At 64.2% G+C, this 16,243-nt stretch carries 19 protein-coding genes; 10 read left to right on the top strand and 9 right to left on the bottom strand.

Features of this window, described 5'->3' with window-relative positions; genetic code table 11:
* Nucleotides 1-193: 193 nt before the first annotated feature.
* Entirely contained in the window at nt 194-670 is a 477-nt protein-coding gene (locus P7F68_RS12050; protein WP_277833396.1) for a retropepsin-like aspartic protease family protein, read from the bottom strand.
* 199 nt (nt 671-869) lie between these two features.
* Here P7F68_RS12050 and P7F68_RS12045 point away from each other — a divergent pair, with 199 nt between their 5' ends.
* From P7F68_RS12045 to P7F68_RS12020, 6 genes are all read left to right on the top strand, one after another.
* Nucleotides 870-1,370: a helix-turn-helix domain-containing protein gene (locus tag P7F68_RS12045; protein ID WP_277833394.1), complete on the top strand. Its 501-nt coding sequence runs from the start codon at nt 870-872 to the stop codon at nt 1,368-1,370.
* Nucleotides 1,367-3,868, top strand: a complete 2,502-nt coding sequence (locus P7F68_RS12040; protein WP_277833392.1) for a VIT and vWA domain-containing protein — start codon at nt 1,367-1,369, stop codon at nt 3,866-3,868. Before P7F68_RS12045 ends, P7F68_RS12040 begins: the two co-directional genes overlap by 4 nt.
* A 26-nt stretch (nt 3,869-3,894) precedes the next feature.
* Entirely contained in the window at nt 3,895-5,091 is a 1,197-nt protein-coding gene (locus tag P7F68_RS12035) for an RtcB family protein (RefSeq protein ID WP_277833390.1), read from the top strand.
* A 118-nt stretch (nt 5,092-5,209) separates the two neighbouring features.
* Nucleotides 5,210-5,767, top strand: coding sequence for an HNH endonuclease (locus P7F68_RS12030; RefSeq protein WP_157354571.1), 558 nt, complete (start codon nt 5,210-5,212; stop codon nt 5,765-5,767).
* A gap of 31 nt (nt 5,768-5,798) precedes the next feature.
* Nucleotides 5,799-6,470, top strand: coding sequence for an HD domain-containing protein (locus P7F68_RS12025; protein ID WP_277833385.1), 672 nt, complete (start codon nt 5,799-5,801; stop codon nt 6,468-6,470).
* A gap of 49 nt (nt 6,471-6,519) precedes the next feature.
* On the top strand, nt 6,520-7,299 hold the full coding sequence (locus tag P7F68_RS12020; protein ID WP_002930965.1) for an ADP-ribosylglycohydrolase family protein: 780 nt from the start codon (nt 6,520-6,522) through the stop codon (nt 7,297-7,299).
* A gap of 103 nt (nt 7,300-7,402) precedes the next feature.
* On the opposite strand, the gene P7F68_RS12015 is transcribed toward P7F68_RS12020, so the two are convergent.
* The 4 genes from P7F68_RS12015 to P7F68_RS12000 all read right to left on the bottom strand — a co-directional run bounded on the left by P7F68_RS12015 (nt 7,403) and on the right by P7F68_RS12000 (nt 9,797).
* Nucleotides 7,403-7,678 carry an H-NS histone family protein gene (locus P7F68_RS12015; protein ID WP_002930971.1) on the bottom strand — a complete coding sequence of 92 codons (276 nt, stop codon included), beginning with the start codon at nt 7,676-7,678 and terminating at the stop codon, nt 7,403-7,405.
* Nucleotides 7,679-7,750: 72 nt separating this feature from the next.
* Nucleotides 7,751-8,206, bottom strand: a complete 456-nt coding sequence (locus P7F68_RS12010) for a LexA family protein (RefSeq protein WP_002930973.1) — start codon at nt 8,204-8,206, stop codon at nt 7,751-7,753.
* Nucleotides 8,207-8,257: 51 nt separating this feature from the next.
* Nucleotides 8,258-9,547: a Y-family DNA polymerase gene (locus tag P7F68_RS12005; protein WP_002930975.1), complete on the bottom strand. Its 1,290-nt coding sequence runs from the start codon at nt 9,545-9,547 to the stop codon at nt 8,258-8,260.
* A 16-nt stretch (nt 9,548-9,563) separates the two neighbouring features.
* Nucleotides 9,564-9,797 carry a hypothetical protein gene (locus P7F68_RS12000; protein ID WP_002930976.1) on the bottom strand — a complete coding sequence of 78 codons (234 nt, stop codon included), beginning with the start codon at nt 9,795-9,797 and terminating at the stop codon, nt 9,564-9,566.
* A 164-nt stretch (nt 9,798-9,961) separates the two neighbouring features.
* Between P7F68_RS12000 and P7F68_RS11995 the strand changes: the two genes are divergently transcribed.
* Entirely contained in the window at nt 9,962-10,192 is a 231-nt protein-coding gene (locus P7F68_RS11995; protein ID WP_002930977.1) for an HD domain-containing protein, read from the top strand.
* A gap of 395 nt (nt 10,193-10,587) precedes the next feature.
* On the opposite strand, the gene P7F68_RS11990 is transcribed toward P7F68_RS11995, so the two are convergent.
* The 4 genes from P7F68_RS11990 to P7F68_RS11975 form a co-directional block, all read right to left on the bottom strand.
* Complete coding sequence (locus P7F68_RS11990; RefSeq protein WP_002930978.1) at nt 10,588-10,815, bottom strand: hypothetical protein; 228 nt, start codon at nt 10,813-10,815, stop codon at nt 10,588-10,590.
* 334 nt (nt 10,816-11,149) lie between these two features.
* Nucleotides 11,150-11,593, bottom strand: a complete 444-nt coding sequence (locus P7F68_RS11985) for a DUF411 domain-containing protein (protein ID WP_002943438.1) — start codon at nt 11,591-11,593, stop codon at nt 11,150-11,152.
* A 116-nt stretch (nt 11,594-11,709) separates the two neighbouring features.
* On the bottom strand, nt 11,710-13,113 hold the full coding sequence (locus tag P7F68_RS11980; protein ID WP_043742053.1) for a heavy metal sensor histidine kinase: 1,404 nt from the start codon (nt 13,111-13,113) through the stop codon (nt 11,710-11,712).
* Nucleotides 13,114-13,115: 2 nt separating this feature from the next.
* Nucleotides 13,116-13,796 carry a heavy metal response regulator transcription factor gene (locus P7F68_RS11975; protein ID WP_141020261.1) on the bottom strand — a complete coding sequence of 227 codons (681 nt, stop codon included), beginning with the start codon at nt 13,794-13,796 and terminating at the stop codon, nt 13,116-13,118.
* Between the two features lie 186 nt (nt 13,797-13,982).
* Here P7F68_RS11975 and P7F68_RS11970 point away from each other — a divergent pair, with 186 nt between their 5' ends.
* From P7F68_RS11970 to P7F68_RS11960, 3 genes are all read left to right on the top strand, one after another.
* Nucleotides 13,983-14,432, top strand: coding sequence for a hypothetical protein (locus tag P7F68_RS11970; RefSeq protein WP_002943433.1), 450 nt, complete (start codon nt 13,983-13,985; stop codon nt 14,430-14,432).
* Between the two features lie 78 nt (nt 14,433-14,510).
* A complete protein-coding gene (locus P7F68_RS11965) occupies nt 14,511-14,819 on the top strand; it encodes a hydrolase (RefSeq protein WP_108080557.1) in 309 nt (102 codons plus the stop codon).
* On the top strand, nt 14,816-16,228 hold the full coding sequence (locus P7F68_RS11960) for a TolC family protein (RefSeq protein WP_075146731.1): 1,413 nt from the start codon (nt 14,816-14,818) through the stop codon (nt 16,226-16,228). The genes P7F68_RS11965 and P7F68_RS11960 overlap by 4 nt, the downstream gene beginning before the upstream one ends.
* Nucleotides 16,229-16,243 lie beyond the last annotated feature (15 nt).

Genomic DNA, 16,243 nt, shown 5'->3' with positions numbered 1-16,243 from the left:
TTCTCTGCGCACACTCGCGGTCAGTAACTCGACTACACTGAACATCGCCTGCTCCATGACGAGCAGCTAAAGTGCCTGGGTAAAATTCAATGCGCACCGCTGGGTAGTTTTAGACGCGCGCCGACACCATCAACGTACAACCACGCCCCCGGCCCGCTGAACGCAGCAGGGGTGGCGTCGAAACCTGGAAGGACTACCCAGCGGGTTTTCTGAGCACGAGCACATCACCGCGCTGAGTGAACTCGAGGTGCTTGAGCACGCTCATGCCGAGCAGCACATCATCATCGCGCATCCCGGGGTTCAGATGCGCCGGCACGCCCGCGAAGCGAAATGGCCCGATATCCAGGGCGTCGATTCTGGTTGCGCGAACCGTCACCGTTCCGTTGGCCGTTGAGACCATCGATGGGGCGCCTGGGCGCAGGCTGAGGGGTTGGGCGAGGTGCGCCGGGACAGAGGTGTGCGTCGCGCCCGTATCGAGCAGGAAGCGCACAGGCTGACCATTGATGAGCCCGGGCGAGAAGTAATGCCCGCTGCGATTGCGGCGGAGCACCCACTCGTCGACGCCGGGCGCGACGGTCAGCGCGTGGTTGGGGTCCTCGCGCTTCGTGATCGCGCCATCGAACGTCACCCAGCCGAATCCGAGGAAAGCCAGGGTCGCCAGGAAGCCCATGCGCCGTCCGAGTCTGCGGGTGGCTTGATCAGGGTTGCTCATCGTTTTTCGTCAGGGGTGCTCGAGTGTCGTTCACTTAGCTTCGTGCGTAGGGGAGGTCAGAGGGTTCCGCTCCTCGATCCGGACGACAGGATATCAAGCGTCCGTCGGTCCGTTCTCGTAGTTGTATAAAACCATCAAAGGTGTATAAAATGACTGCATGAATACGGCTCGCACACTTACGCCCGACAACCCCGCGCCGAGCTACCCGCTCGCCGATCTCTGCGTCCTGGCCGACTTGCCGCCCCGCACGGTGCGTTACTACGTGCAGATCGGCCTGGTCGACCGCCCGCAGGGCGAGACCCGGGCGGCCCGTTACGGGAGCAAGCACCTCGAGCAGCTCCTGCTGATCAAGAAGTGGACGGCGGCAGGGGTGTCCCTCGAGCGCATCCGCGAGTTGCTCCACGGTGGCCCGCCGCCGGTGCCGCCTCGCGAACGCGCCATCGGCAGCGTATCGGTATGCAGCCATCTGACGGTGGCCGAGGGCATCGAGGTGGTGATCGATCCGCAGCGGGCGGGGCTGAGTCCCGAGGCGGTGCGCCAGTTCATCCAGGGCGTGATGGCCGCCTTCGAGGCGGTGCAGGGGCAAGGCGGGGCGGTGTCGCAGAGCGCTGCTGCGAACAACATGGACAAGAACGACCGACAGGCGGGAGAACGATGATGCAGCAACAATCGGCACGACTCGAGACGAGGGCGGGTGAGGCACTGACGCTGCAGGGCGTGCGGTTCACCGGCACCTTGCGCGGCACGCTCTTCGAAGCGGATCTCGAACAGCGCTTTGCCAACCCCTTCGAGCGCCATGTCGAGCTCGTCTACAGCTTCCCGCTGCCCTGGGCGGCGGTGCTCCTCGGGGTGGAGGTGCGGATCGGCGAGCGCCGCCTGTCCGGTGCGGTCATCGAGAAGAGGCAGGCCGAGCAGGGCTACGAGGACGCGCTGGCCGAGGGCAACACCGCCATCCTGCTCGAGCAGAACGTCGATGGCAGCTACACGCTGAACCTGGGCAACCTCGCACCCGGGGAGACCTGTGTGGTACGGCTGCGTTACGCCCAGGTGCTGCAGTTCGAGCAGCATGGCCTGCGCCTGGTGGTGCCCACGGTGATCGCCCCGCGCTACGGCGACCCGGTGGCCGATGCCGGCCTGAAGCCACATCAGCTGGTCGAGCACGACCTGATGGCCGTCTATCCGTTCGAGCTCACCTTGCGCATCGAAGGCGAGCTCGCGCGGGCGCGCATCGGCTCGCCGAGCCATCCGTTGTCGATGCGGCTCGAAGGAGAGGGGGAGACGGCGGCGATGCTCGTATCGCTCGGTCGCGGCGGGGCACTCGATCGCGACTTCATCCTGGTGCTCGACGAGGTTGCGCAGGATTCGCTTGCCGTGTGCGCGCACGACACCCTCGATGAGGGCGCGGTGAATGTGCTGGCGAGCTTCTGCCCGCGTGTGCCGGCGGCGGCCCATCCGCTCGCGGTCAAGATCCTCGTGGATTGCTCCGGCTCGATGCAGGGCGACAGCATCGCCGCTGCGCGCCGTGCGCTGCAGGCCATCATCGCCTGCCTGCGCGAGGGCGAGCGCTTCTCGCTGTCGCGCTTTGGCAGCACGGTCGAGCATCGCTCGCGCGCGCTTTGGCGCACGAGCCCCGCGACCCGGCTGGTCGGGCAGCGCTGGGCGGCAGGCTTGCAGGCGGATCTGGGTGGGACCGAGATGGAGAAGGCGCTGGATTCCACCCTGGCCCTGGCCGGAGACGCAGAGGCGAGCCCCGGCGCTGGCGAAGGTGCCGCGCCGGTCGATCTGCTCCTCATCACCGATGGCCAGATCCACGCCATCGACCGAACGGTGGCGAAGGCGCGCGCGCTGGGTCACCGGGTGTTCGTCGTCGGTATCGGCAGCGCCCCTGCCGAGGGTGTGCTGCGCCGCCTGGCCGAGGAGACCGGCGGGGCCTGCGACTTCGTCGCACCCGGAGAGGCCGTGGAGCCGGCCGTCCTGCGCATGTTTGCACGCCTGCGCTCGCAGCGCATGGCGTCCTTGGAGCTCGCGTGGCCGGCCGGTGTGAAGCCTGTGTGGATGAGCGCGCTACCCGGCTCGGTGTTCGATGGTGACGCGGTGACCGTGTGGGCACGCTTTGCGCAGGTGCCGGATGGGACGGTGCGTCTGGTCGGGACGCGCCCGCACGCCGTGGCGCCCGAATCGCTGGGTGAGGCCTGCCTGACGGCTGCCGAGCATGATTCGGCGCTCAGCCGGATGGCCGTGGCCGCGCAGATCGAAACCCTGCTCGCGACCGAGGGCGCCCAATCGCGTCAGGCGCTGGAACTGGCCGTCGCGTATCAGCTGGTCAGCCCGCTGACGCATTTCCTGCTCGTCGAGACGCGAGCCGAAGGCGACAAGCCGGCGGACATGCCCGATCTCGTGAAGGTGCCCTCGATGCTGCCTGCCGGCTTTGGCGGGCTCGGCAGTCTCGATTTCTGCATCGACCCCTGCATGGCGCCGCTCACCGTGAGTGAGGCGCCCGAGCACTACGGCTCGCCGGCTGCGGCAAGCGGTGCGTATCTCGACTTCGACGATCCCTTCGATGCACCCGTGGTCCTGCGCTCGGGTCGACGTGCGGATCACGGCGATACGCCCAACAAGGCTGGGACCTATGACATCCCGGCTTTCCTGCGCCGAAGCGCGAACCAGGACGCCGGGCAGCCACCCCGGGACGATCCGCGTTACTGGTGTGCCGAACCGCATTACACAGGTCTCACTCCGCTTGGGCTGACACAGTGGCTGCGCAGCCACCCGCAGGCCGAATGGCCGCAAGGCTATGGCGAGTTGCGCCGAATCGGTGTCGGTGCGGCGGTGCTCGACTGGCTCGAGTTCGTGCTGGCTGACGGGGAGGGCGAGGCCCGGGTCGTCGCCTGCTTCGTTCAGGCGATGGCGCAGCGCGATCTGCACGAAGCTCTGCTGTCGGACACGGGTACCCTGGGTCGCCTCAGGGCCTTGGCACAACGCGTGGCACCGGGTGTTGCACTGAAGGTCATGCAACATGATCCTGCGGCCGAGTCGATCCTTGCTCGCCTGCAGGTGTTTGTAAGCACGCTGCGGGCAGAGCGCTGGCCCGACTGCGTCTTTGCGCTCCAGGACGGGGCGTCGGCCCTCGAACAGTCGGGTGTCGGCGTTGGATAGAGGCAGGGAAACGTAAGGGAGCAGCCATGCCCGTGAAGACCGTCCTCGACGGCAGCGCCGTACCGGTCAGGATCTGGACCGACGACATCGACGAGGGCTCGAAGGCACAGCTTGCCAACATCGCGAGCCTGCCCTTCATCCACCACCATGTCGCCGCGATGCCCGACGTGCACCTGGGCATCGGCGCGACGATCGGCTCGGTCATCGCCACCCACCGGGCCATCATCCCGGCGGCGGTGGGTGTCGACATCGGCTGCGGCATGGTCGCCGCGCGGCTGTCGCTCACCGCCAACGACATCGACGAGAAGCGGCTGAAGAAGGTGTTCGACCAGATCAGCCGCGACGTGCCGGTCGGTCGAGACCAGCATGCGGACGGTCGCGTACTGGTCGACGCGGTGCGCCCCTTCGAGGCCGGCCTCAAGGCCCTGACCGAGCGCCACCCGCAACTGCTCAAGGCCTTCGGCAAGTTCTCCAAGTGGGCGAACCAGATGGGCACGCTCGGCGGTGGCAACCACTTCATCGAGGTCTGCCTGGACGAGCACGAGCAAGTCTGGGTGATGCTGCACTCGGGCAGCCGTGGCATCGGTAACGCCATCGCGACGTACTTCATCGAGCTGGCGAGAAAGGACACGGCGCGCCACATGATCGACCTGCCCGATCGCGACCTGGCCTACTTTGCCGAGGGCAGCGAGCACTTCGCCGATTACGTCGAGGCGGTGCATTGGGCGCAGGAGTATGCGATGGCCAACCGCCAGGCGATGCTCGATCTGGTGCTCGCGGGGCTGGCGCGCCACCTGCCGCCGTTTACGGTCACGACCGAGGTGGTGAACTGCCACCACAACTATGTCGCCCGCGAGCACCACTACGGCGCCGATGTCTGGGTGACGCGCAAGGGCGCGATCCGGGCGGGGCAGGGGGAACTCGGCATCGTCCCCGGCAGCATGGGCGCGCGCAGCTACATCGTGCGCGGCAAGGGCAACGTGGAGAGTTTCTGTTCCAGTGCGCACGGCGCCGGCCGGCGCATGAGCCGCACGGCGGCGACCAAACGCTTCACCGAGGCCGATCTCGCACGCCAGACCGAAGGGGTGATCTGCCGCAAGGACAAGGGCGTGGTCGATGAGATTCCCGGTGCGTACAAGGACATCGACGAAGTGATGGCCAACCAGCGCGACCTGACCGAGATCCTGCATAGATTGAAGCAGGTGGTGTGCGTGAAGGGGTAGGGGGCGACGGCGCGTCAGGCAATCTCTCACATCGCATGTCTTTCTTGAATTGATGCGGGATGCAAGCCGCTCATAGAATCCGCGCATGAGCACCCCACACCTCGATCGGCTTCTCTTCATGCAGGGCGGCCAGTGTTTCTTCTGCCGGCAGCCCTTACCTCGTGGTGAGGCCTCGATCGAGCATCTGGTGGCCAGCGCCAACGGGGGCACGAACAGCGAGGACAACTGTGTCGCCTGCTGCCGTACCCTCAACAGCCTGCTCGGATCGAAGTCGATCAAGGAGAAGCTGCAGATCGTGCTGAATCAGCGCGGCGACTTCCGCTGCCCCCGGCCGCGCGAGTCCGATCCCGCACCAGGTGCGCTTCCGCTGGCTGAGGGCGAAAACCCGACCCCACCGGTCGTGAAGCCGCCCGCTGTCGCCGTCACCGCGCCTGCAGCGGCCGCGCCGACCCGGGACACACATCAGGAGCGGCTTGCGCTCGTCCTCGCGGACCTTCGCAAGCGCGGCAACTCGCGACCGCGCAAGGAGGCGACCCTGATGACGACGATCCAGGCCCTGATCAAGCAGCGTACGAACCAACCGATCTCCGACGCCAACCTGAAGAAGCTGCTTGCCGAACTTCAGCAGCGCGGTCAGGTGACGATCGCGGAGGGGAAGGTTGCCTACAAACTCTGATCCCAACACTGCCGTCGCGGCGGGCGATGGGGTGCGGCTGGATGCCGACAACCTGGTGCAGCGTGTCGCCGCCCGCATCCAGTCCCGGTTCGCCGAGGAGGCCTCGGGCCATGACTGGCACCACATCCACCGTGTCTGGCGCCTGGCCCGGAAGATCGCGGTGGCCGAGGGGGCAAGGCTCGACGTGGTCGAGTTGGCCGCGCTCGTCCATGACATTGCCGACTGGAAGTTCCACGGCGGTGACGACGCCATCGGGCCACGCGAGGCAGAGCGGCTGCTGCGCGAGGAAGGCGCCGGGAGCGACCTCGTTGAGCCGGTCGTCGAGATCGTGGCGACGATCTCGTTCAAAGGCGCAGGGGTCCGGCAGCCCATGCGAACGCTCGAGGGGCAGTGCGTCCAGGATGCCGACCGGCTCGATGCGATCGGAGCGATCGGTATCGCCCGCTGTTTCGCATACGGCGGCCATGCGGGACGCCTGATGTACGACCCCGAGGTGCCGCCTGTCCTGCATGCGACCGCTGATGCCTACAAGGCCGCGACGGGGACCAGCGTCAATCACTTCTATGAAAAGCTCTTTCTGCTGAAGGACCGCATGAACACCGCGACGGGGCGCGTACTCGCGGAGGAGCGCCACCAGTTCATGGCGTCCTTCGTCGAACGCTTTCTCGAGGAGTGGAACGTGGACGATGGGCTCACTCCCTGAGCCTGGTGCGCTGTACTGTCGCCGCACCACACCCAGAACGGAGCAATAGATGCTCGGCGCCATCATCGGGGACATCGTCGGTTCGGTGTACGAGTTCCGTAACCACCGCTCGAAGGTCTTCGAACCCTTCTTTCATCCGAACGCGTTCTATACCGATGACACCATCTGCACGGTCGCGGTGGCCGATGCGCTGGTGAACAATCGCCATCCGGCGCAGGCCCTTAAGGATTGGGGCCGGCGCTACTGGGACAACGGCGGTTGGGGACAGCGCTTTGCGATGTGGTTGGCCTCCGATGAGCTCGACCCGTATGGCAGCTTCGGAAACGGCGCCGCGATGCGCGTGGCGCCGGCGGGGCTGCTAGCGAGCAGCGTCGATGAGGCAATTTCGATGGCGCGTAAGGTCACCGAAGTTACCCACGATCACCCGGAAGGGCTCAAGGGTGCTGAAGCGACGGCGCTCGCGGTCTTCCTCGCCCGCCAGCGTGTCACGCCCGCCAACATCCGCTATGCGATTGTCGAGCGCTACGGTTACGACCTCGACCGGACGCCCGACGACATCCGGCCGGATTACCGCTTCAACGAAACCTGCCAGGAAACCGTACCGCAGGCGCTGGTCTGCGCGCTCACTGCAACGAGTTACGAGGACGCGATTCGGAATGCGATTTCGATTGGCGGTGACAGCGACACCGTGGCCGCCATTGCCGGTGGGGTGGCGGAGGCGATGTTCGGGATCCCTGACGAAGTCGCCCATCAGGGGTGGCGCTTCTTGCCGCAGGAGATGCGTGCCGTTTTGAAAGCGCTGTATCGTACGGCTGGTGCGGACTTCTGAATCAGACGGTACGCACATAGAAAAACGGCCGGTGCACTCAATAGTGAGTGCACCGGCCGTCCTTCAGGCGAACGCAGCCAGCCTGGGAGCTTCATTTGCTTCTTCAGACTGCAAAATCCTCGCGGTTCTTGCCCTCGAGCCAACGCGGAGCGCGCCCACGACCGGTCCAAGTTTCGCCCGTTTCCGGGTTACGGTACTTGACTGCCACTGCCTTTACACTGGACTTCTGCTTGCCGAAAAGCTCGTCCACCGTAAGGTCGAAGGTACCAATCAGGCTGCGGGCATTCTGTAGGGCATCCGCGCGCTCAGCTTTCTTGATCTGAGCGATCTGTTGTTCGAGGGCTTCTTTTTGAGCAAGGAGTTCTTGAAGGGACGTCATTATTCTCTCGTGGTGAATCTGGAAAGGGTTACTCCGTTTAAGGAGTCAAGCGAGAGATTAACACGTCTTTTCTTAAGTCGGGAGGCGCTTGAATTTTCCAATGACGACTCCCCAGACTTCCAGCTCGTTTCCCTCCTTCAACGTTAAAGGTGGGTATTTTGGATTTCCGGCCAGAAGCATCACATGGTCATCCCTTATTGAAAGCCTCTTTACGAGCCGCTCGCCGTTCACAAAAGCCACCACGAGGTGACCGTGTGCGGGTTCAATGCTTCGATCAACGACGAGAATATCACCCTCGAAAATGTCTGCTTCTTCCATCGAATCGCCTTTGACGGTGAAGAAGAAGGTCGAAACAGGGTTGCGCACGAGGTACTCGTTGATGTCCAGACGCTTCTGCGCGTAGTCCTCTGCCGGTGATGGAAAACCTGCGGAAACAGGCGTTGCCCCGATCGGGATGAACATCGCCGGAGAGTCGAGCGCGGCCAAGAGGAACTCTTCGTCGATAGGGGAGGGACTCACGAACATCATTCTTCTTTGTTCTCGGGTGCCAGTGTAGGGACGCCTTCCGGGCTAGCCGTTTTAGAGGGCCAGGGCGGTCGGTAGGTCGCTCCAGGAGGTGGTGTAAGCGGGAGAAAGTCGATCGCGCCGCATTTGCCATCCGGCCCGGTGGCCGGCGGCAGATGCTCTTACCGTCCCGCGTCCCCATTTCCGGTTGATCTCATCCATCGCCAGCATGGCAGCCTGTCGGCGTGCATCCTGGGGCGGGAGACCGAACAGGTTGGCCTGCTGCGCCGTTGTGGGTCGAAGTTCGGACAGCATGATCCCGGCTTTGTGGTAAGCGAACCCAGGTCGGAATATGTCGTCCAGAATCCGGTGAGCCACTGCGATCAGGTGCAGGGTGTCGCTTGTCGGGGTGGCAAGGGGCAGGGTGACCGTTCGCTGGTATTGAGGTTCGGCGGGTTTGAAGGCATTGGTACGGATCATCACCGTCAGGGCTCCGGCCTCGTCGCCTTGGAAGCGGAGCTTTTCGGCGGCACGGCTGACGTGATGAGCGAGGGCTTCACGAAGGTCCTCAACATCGAACACCAGGCTGCCGAACGATCGGCTGGCCATGATCTGCTGCTTCGGTGGCGTGACCGCCTCGAGCGACAGACAAGAGGCGCCGTTCAGTTCTCGCACGGTACGGGACAAGACTACGGAGAACTGCTCACGGATCCAGACTGGATCGGATCGGCGTAATGCTTCCACTGTTTCGATTCCCATCTCGGACAACCGAGTTGCGATTCGGCGGCCCACACCCCAGACCTCGTCGACCGGGGTTTCCGAGAAAAGGTGCGCCAGTGTGGGTTCGTCGAGCGACATGAGATCGCACACGCCTTCAAAAGAAGGGCGCTTCTTTGCGAAGTGATTAGCGAGCTTTGCCAAGGTTTTCGTTGGCCCGATCCCCACGCACACCGGCAACCCGACCCAGCGCGCGACGCGTTTGCGGATCTGGCACGCGTAGGTCACGAGATCAAGGTGCCGGAATCCGCTCAGATCGAGGAAGGACTCGTCGATGCTGTAGACCTCGAGGTCCGGCGTGAAGGCACTCAAAACCTCCACGACCCGGTTGCTCATGTCCGCATACAGCGCATAGTTCGAGGACAGAGCGACCACCCCTTGCGATTCGGCGGTCGCCGCGATCTTGAACCAAGGTACGCCCATCGCAATCCCGATCGCCTTTGCCTCGGCTGACCGCGCAACGACGCAGCCGTCGTTGTTAGAGAGCACTACCACTGGCCTTCCGGCCAGCGTCGGTGCGAACAGCTTCTCGCATGAGGCGTAGAAATTGTTGCAGTCCACGAGGGCAAAGCGGCGCGCTTCTGCCATTGGCCTTCCCGGGCGATCAGGCGTGAAGCGGTTCGGCTGCGTTGGCCTCATGGGCGCCCTGGACTATAGCGGTCAGTTTGAGGCTCGATGCCGTCATGCAGGCCTCATCATCTGTCATCAACAGGGTGTGATCGCACTCCGGGCAGATGCGCCAGGTGTGTTGGCCGTCAAAGGCGAACTCATAGCGTGCCAGGGCGACAGGGGTGTGGCAGAACGGGCAGGTCTGGTGCGAGGGAGGGGCGGTCTTCATGATGTTCTCCTCTTGAAAGTGTATTTTTGTACAGTTTCTGGAGAACGGCAAGGAGCCTGCGGTTCGAGGGCCACGGGTGAGGGCTGCCGCGAGCCTGTGGCGACCTCAACGCCTGTCGTAGTGAGCCATTGACGCCGTGGGATCCGAGGAACCATGGCACGGAGTTGACATTCGATGTGGCGTTGGCGTTGGCCTTCGCGTTGGCGATGGCCAGCCAGGCTGCCGCTGGCCAGATCCGCAAGGGTGCCGAGAATTCGGTCGAAGTGGCGCTTCGCCTTACTCTCACCCATCCAGTGACCGTGGTCACCCTGGTGCAGCGCTTCGGCGGCACCGAGGATCAGGTGGTCGCAGCTCTGATGCACAATGTGCTCAAGGATGGTGCAGGAGTGGTCTGAGCTGCTCCGCGCAGTGTTCGCCGAGAGGGCGTTCGCGCGGGCTCAGTTTTGCATCGATAGCGTACCAGACGTCCAGGGGCAGAAGAGCCCCTGGCGTGTGCGAAAGGATAGCTATCTTGAGTATCCGAGGAAGTTAAAGGGGAGGCGGGGATCCTCGTTTCCTCCTGCGACAAGCTCGCCAACTTGCAGGCGATCCTGCTCGATCTTACGGGAATCGGAGATGCGGTCTGGGTGCGCATAAAAGGAGGGAGGGGTTCTCGCTCTGGTACTACAGCGAGCTTGCGTCAATGTTTTCGGGAAAGGTGCTGGTGCCAGTCGAAGAGGCAGTGAAGCGAGAGTTGGCTGTGGTAGTGGAGCGTTTGCAGCCATCCGAGACTTGAGAGTTCCTCGGAGACTCAGCCTTCGTCATCCATGTCTTCTTCATCACCTTCGCCGACGACTGCATCCACGCCGACGACTGCATCCACGCCGACGACTGCATCCACGCCAGCGGCAGCGACGTCGGCCGTGGTCTCAACAGCGCTTTCGGTAATGCTGACGGCGGTCGCACTTACGGATACCGGAGCCCCGGCAACGGTGACGAAGGCGCATCCGTGACGCCCGAGGGCCACGGGCGAGGACAAGGATGATTCGGAACGACAGAGGCAATGCCTTGGTGCTGCAATTCTCATGTGCGTGATGTTGTTCCACCATGCCATGTCCTTGGGGGTGGGAGCGGGCGGCTGGTAGGCCGCCGCAGGGACTCAGAGCGACCTCCGCCTGATCGCCAATGGCGGGTAAGGGGAGTTCCTTTCGAACTCACACATTCGGCCATTTGCTGCCACACATGGTAGTAGCAGAGTCGTCATTCGAGCGACCGGTGAGATCCGAAACCAGCCCTAGAGCGAGCTGAGGCCAGCGTGGTTCGTAAATCGGCCGGCACTGCGCTCATAAAGTCGATACTCACCAGCTCTGCCGTCAGTGTCGGGCAAAAACCCTCGCGCTTCCGTCAAGCCCGACCAGAAGCGTCTCATAGGGTTGCGGGGTCGAGGTCTCCATGCCGGGCGACCCCTGCGGCATGCCTGGCGTAGCCAGTCCGATTGCCTTTGGGGACTCGGCGAGAAGCCGTCGGATGTCGTCCGCAGGGACGTGCCCCTCGACGGAATAGGAACCTACCTTGGCCGTGTGACACGAGCCGTATTGGTCCGGCATGCCCAGTGCCTTGCGGGCTGCGGGGACATCATCGACGTCTTTCGTCACGACATCGAAGCCGTTCTTTCTCAGGTGCTCGACCCATTTCCCGCAGCACCCGCAGTAAGCGCTCTTGTAGACCTCAACGCGTACGGGCCCCTGCGCAAACGCTGCGCCGCTCACGATCATCAGGCTTGCCACGAGCCCGCCGAGCAAAGTTTTCGTCTTCATGTTCGTCTTCCGGTTGATGGCGTCGAGGCATAGTTTGGCACTTTGAGCCCAACGGGAAGCTGACCTCAAAATTACATTTCCGTCAGACAGCCGGGACCCCGGTCGACTTTGCAGGATCAGGAAGGTGATGAGGCTTCATTGCGAGGCAAGGTGATCGTGAAGCAGGTGACACCTTCAGCGGAGCGCGCAGTGATGTGACCCCCGTGGGCCTGGACGATGGAACGCGTGATCGCAAGTCCGAGCCCTGCGCCTTCACCGCGAGATTCGCGCTGGGCGCTACCGCGATGGAAGCGTTCGAAGATCCGCTCGATCTGATCGGCGGGGATGGGGTCGCCGACATTGCACACGGCGAGACCTACGCCGGCTGCGTCCGCGTCGATCCTGATCGTGATCTGTCCCTCTTTCGGTGTGTGACGAAGCGCATTCGAAATCAGGTTCGACAAGGCGCGCCGCAGCATCAGGCGATCACCCTGAACGCTCGCCTGGCCTTGGCGCACGATGCGGACTTGGCCCTCTTCGGCCAAGGCTTCGTAGAAATCGATCAGCGCATCCGCCTCGAGGGCAAGGTCGACAGGTTCGCCGGCATGCGCGAGGGTGTTCTCCTCGGCCTTGGCGAGAAACAACATGTCGCTGACCATGCGTGCGATGCGCTCGTATTCCTCGAGGTTCGACGCCAGGATGTCCTGATATTCGTCATTCGTGCGTGGCCGCGACAGCGCCACCTGGGTCTGCGTCATCAGGTTCGAGATCGGCGTACGCAGTTCGTGGGCAATGTCCGCCGAATAGTCACCGAGGCGCTGGAAAGCAGCCTCGAGCCGGGCGAGCATGCCATTGAAGGCTTCGATGTGGTCGCGTACCTCCAGCGGTGCATCATCGATGGCGAGACGCTCGGCCAGTTGCCGTGCAGACAGCTTGCGGGCGGTTTCGGTGACCTGGCGCAGCGGGGCGAGGCCACGGTGCGCAGCAAACCAGCCGAAGAGCGCCGCCGCCAATGCTGCGACGACGACGCCCGCCCACGTCGCATTTCGCACCGACGCGAGGAAATGGACGTGATGCGACAGATCGAGTGCGACCAGCGCCTCGATCGACTGGTCCCTCGATTCGAGGGGCGGTAGCGTGATGCTGACCTCAACCCCTCGATGTGGATGCCCGTCGACCGTCCAGTCAGTCAGCCCGCCCGAAAGTCGTTCTCCAGCCCGCTGGGCAGCGGTGAAGTGCTCGGGGTGGATAACGTGGATGACGCGTCCCTCGACGTCGCGAAGCAGGACACCCACACTCTCGTGTCCAACGAAAGAGCGAGCGAGTGCCTGGATGCGTTCCGATCGCCCCCCAGTCGCAGTGTCATCCTGCAGCGCGTTGCGTATGAGTGCGGCCTTGCCCTGCAATTCGTGCAGGTCTAGCTCCTGGAAATGCGCGTCCAGCATGCGGCCAAACAGTACCGCTACCAGCACCAGCAGGCTTGCGGTGAGGGCCGCAAAGAGCGTTGCCAATCGCGCCGTCAGCGAGTGAATACGGATCATCGTTAGCTCGGCTCCATCGCTTCGAGCACGTAGCCCATGCCGCGCACGGTGCGGATCAGCTTGGGCTCGAAGGGGTCGTCGACTTTCACCCGTAGCCTGCGCACTGCGACCTCGATCACGTTGGTGTCACTGTCGAAGTTCATATCCCACACCTGCGAAGCGATCAGGGAGCGCGGCAACACTTCACCTTTGCGGCGCAGCAGCAGTTCCAGCAGGGCAAACTCCTTGGCGGTCAGATCGATACGCTGCCCGCATCGCGTCACCCTGCGGCGAAGCAGATCGAGTTCCAGGTTTGCCGAGCGCAGGATCTCCGGTTCATGACCCCGTCCCCTGCGCAGCAGGGTGCGGACCCGCGCGAGAAACTCGGAAAACGCGAAGGGCTTGACCAGGTAATCGTCGGCGCCAAGCTCAAGACCACGGACCCGATCCTCAACTTGGTCACGGGCAGTCAGGAACAACACGGGGGTCTCACGACTGCTGCGACGCAGTGTTTGCAGGATGCCCCAGCCGTCCAGCGACGGAAGCATCACATCCAGCACGATGAGGTCGTAATCGCCATTGAGTGCGAGGTGGAGCCCATCGAGGCCATCTCTTGCAAGGTCGACGACGAACCCGGCTTCGGTGAGCCCCTGGCGGAGGTAGTCGCCGGTCTTCACTTCGTCTTCGACGATCAGAATTTTCATTGTTTCGCTCCTACGCGCTTCGTGCTGACTGTGCCCGATTTTGCGCCCGGGGTGCTGGATAACCCCCGGGCTTACAGAAATGTAATTTCCAGGTCAGGCCAACGACAGGCAGGCGGGCGCAAGATGCTCTGCGTGGCACAGCGTTCCGTACCGCGACGGAACCCCGCAAACAATGGGAGATCGATCATGAAACTGCGTTTGTACCGTCTCGCCGGGCTCATGCCCGTCGTCGCTCTGGCTGCAGCCCTGCATGGCAGCCCGGTCGTCGCTCAGACGACCGATCCGGCGCAGGCCTGGCCGCCCGCAGCGAGTGTCCCCGCGCTTCAGGAACGTATGAAGTCGATCCGTGCCGAGACCAACCCGGAACGTCGCATGGCCCTGATGGAAGAGCAGGTCAAGGCCCTGGAGGCTGCATCGCAGGGCACCCCCGCTGGTTGCCCGATGATGGGGGGGCAGATGGGGGCTGGTCCGATGATGAAGGGTAGTGGCCCTGGACCCGGGGCTGGACCCATGGGCGGCATGATGATGGATCCCAAGCTCATGCAGGAGCACATGAAGATGATGCAAGAGCACATGGGCATGATGCAGAACATGATGAAGATGCACCCGGCCGCCAAGCCGGCGATGCCCAACTGAGCATTGAGACGCGGAGCGGCGAGTTCGTCGGTCGCTCTGCGTCCGGTTCAACACAAGACCAACAAAGAGACATTCCCCATGCAGAGACGAATCATCCACCTCGGTGGAGGATTGGCCGTCGCCGTGGCGCTCGTGTCGGGCGCGCAGGCCGAGTCCTCCTCGCCATCAAGCCCCGCTGACCCCGCGCTCGGCGCGACCCAGACTGCCCCAGCGAGTGAGCAACCCAAGCCTCAGCCCCTTCCGGTCTATCGCTCGCCCCTGAACGAATATCGGCCCTACCGTGTCGATGAGCCCTTGCGGTCGTGGAAGGATGCCAACGACGAGGCTGGACGTCTCGGCGGGCACATGGGCCACCTCACGCCGACTTCGAAAGGGGGCGAGCGATGAGAGCCAGTCTCCCCATATCCTTGCTGGCCGCCACCGTGCTGACCGGGTGCGCCAGCGTTGCGATCGATGAGAACTTCGCTGAGGTCGAGCGCTTTGCGCGCGAGCAGACGGGTAGCGAGGTGCGCTGGCTGCGCTCGGACCCTGAGCGCGAGGCGATGCGCGCCGAGGTCGATCGCCTGCTCGCACAGCCGCTGGCGATCGACGACGCGGTGCGCATCGCGCTGGGCTACAGCCCGGCGTTCCAGTCCCTGCTGGCGGAAGCCGCCGTGGCCTCGGCGGATGCGACCGGTTCGGCCCGCATCGGCAATCCGGTGTTCACCTTCGAGCGGTTGTTTCGCTCGGGCGCCGAGGGGCGCGAACTCGACATCGGCCGTTCGCTCGGCATCTCGCTGTTCGACCTGCTGTTTCTGCCCGCGCGGCTGGAGCAGGCCGAGTTCCGCCAGCAGCAGACCCGGCTGCAGTCCTCGATTGCGCTGTTGAGCACCGTCACTGAAGTGCGCCAGGCCTGGGTCGATGCGGTCGCGGCGCGACAGGTCGCGCGCTACCGCGAGGAGGTGGCCACGGCCGCCGGGACCGCTGCCGAGCTCGCCCGTCGGATGCAGGCCACCGGCAACTTCAGCCGCCTGCAGCGCGCGCGCGAACAGGCGCTCGCCGCCGAGGAAACGGCCAACCTGATCCGCGCCCGCCAGAACGCCACCGCCGCACGCGAAACCCTGATCCAGCGTCTGGGCCTCACTCCGAGCCAGGCGCAGGCGCTGCGTCTGCCCGATCAGTTGCCGGCCTTGCCCGAGGCGCCGATGGACGAAGCCACCGCCGGTGCGGCGTTGCTGGAGAACCGGCTCGACGTGCGCATCGCCCGCACCGATCTCGACCGGACGGCGAAGAGCCTGGGCCTCACGCGGGTCACCAGCGTCGTCAATGGCCTGCATGTGGCCGGCGTGCGCAACAGCGAGACCGGCGAATCGACCCAGCGCGGCTTCGAGCTCGAGCTGCCCTTGCCGCTGTTCGACCTCGGCGACGCGGCGCGCGCCGGCGGCGAGGCCCGCTATCTCGCGGCCTTCAATCGCACGCTCGAGCTTGCCAGTAACGCCAGCTCCCAGGTCCGGGTAGCCTACGAGGGCTATCGCAGTGCATACGATCTCGCGCGCCACTACCGCAACGAGGTGGTCCCGCTGCGTCAGAACATCACCGAAGAGTCGGTGCTCCAGTACAACGGGATGCTGATCGGCGTGTTCGAGCTGCTTGCCGCCGCGCGCGCGCAGTCGGCGAGCGTGGTGCAGGCGATCGAGGCCGAACGCGACTTCTGGCGCGCCGAGGCTGGGCTCAAGGCCAGCCTGCTCGGCCAGCCGATCGCGCCGCTCAGCCTTCAATCAAGCGCATCACCGGCGCAAGCCGGTGGTGGCCACTGACCTATCCGGAGACGA

It is taken from the genome of Thauera mechernichensis, from assembly GCF_029588855.1.
GTDB classification, from domain to species: domain Bacteria; phylum Pseudomonadota; class Gammaproteobacteria; order Burkholderiales; family Rhodocyclaceae; genus Thauera; species Thauera mechernichensis.
The sequence above is the reverse complement of the archived record's forward strand: the minus strand, read 5'-3'. Positions and strand labels throughout refer to the sequence as shown.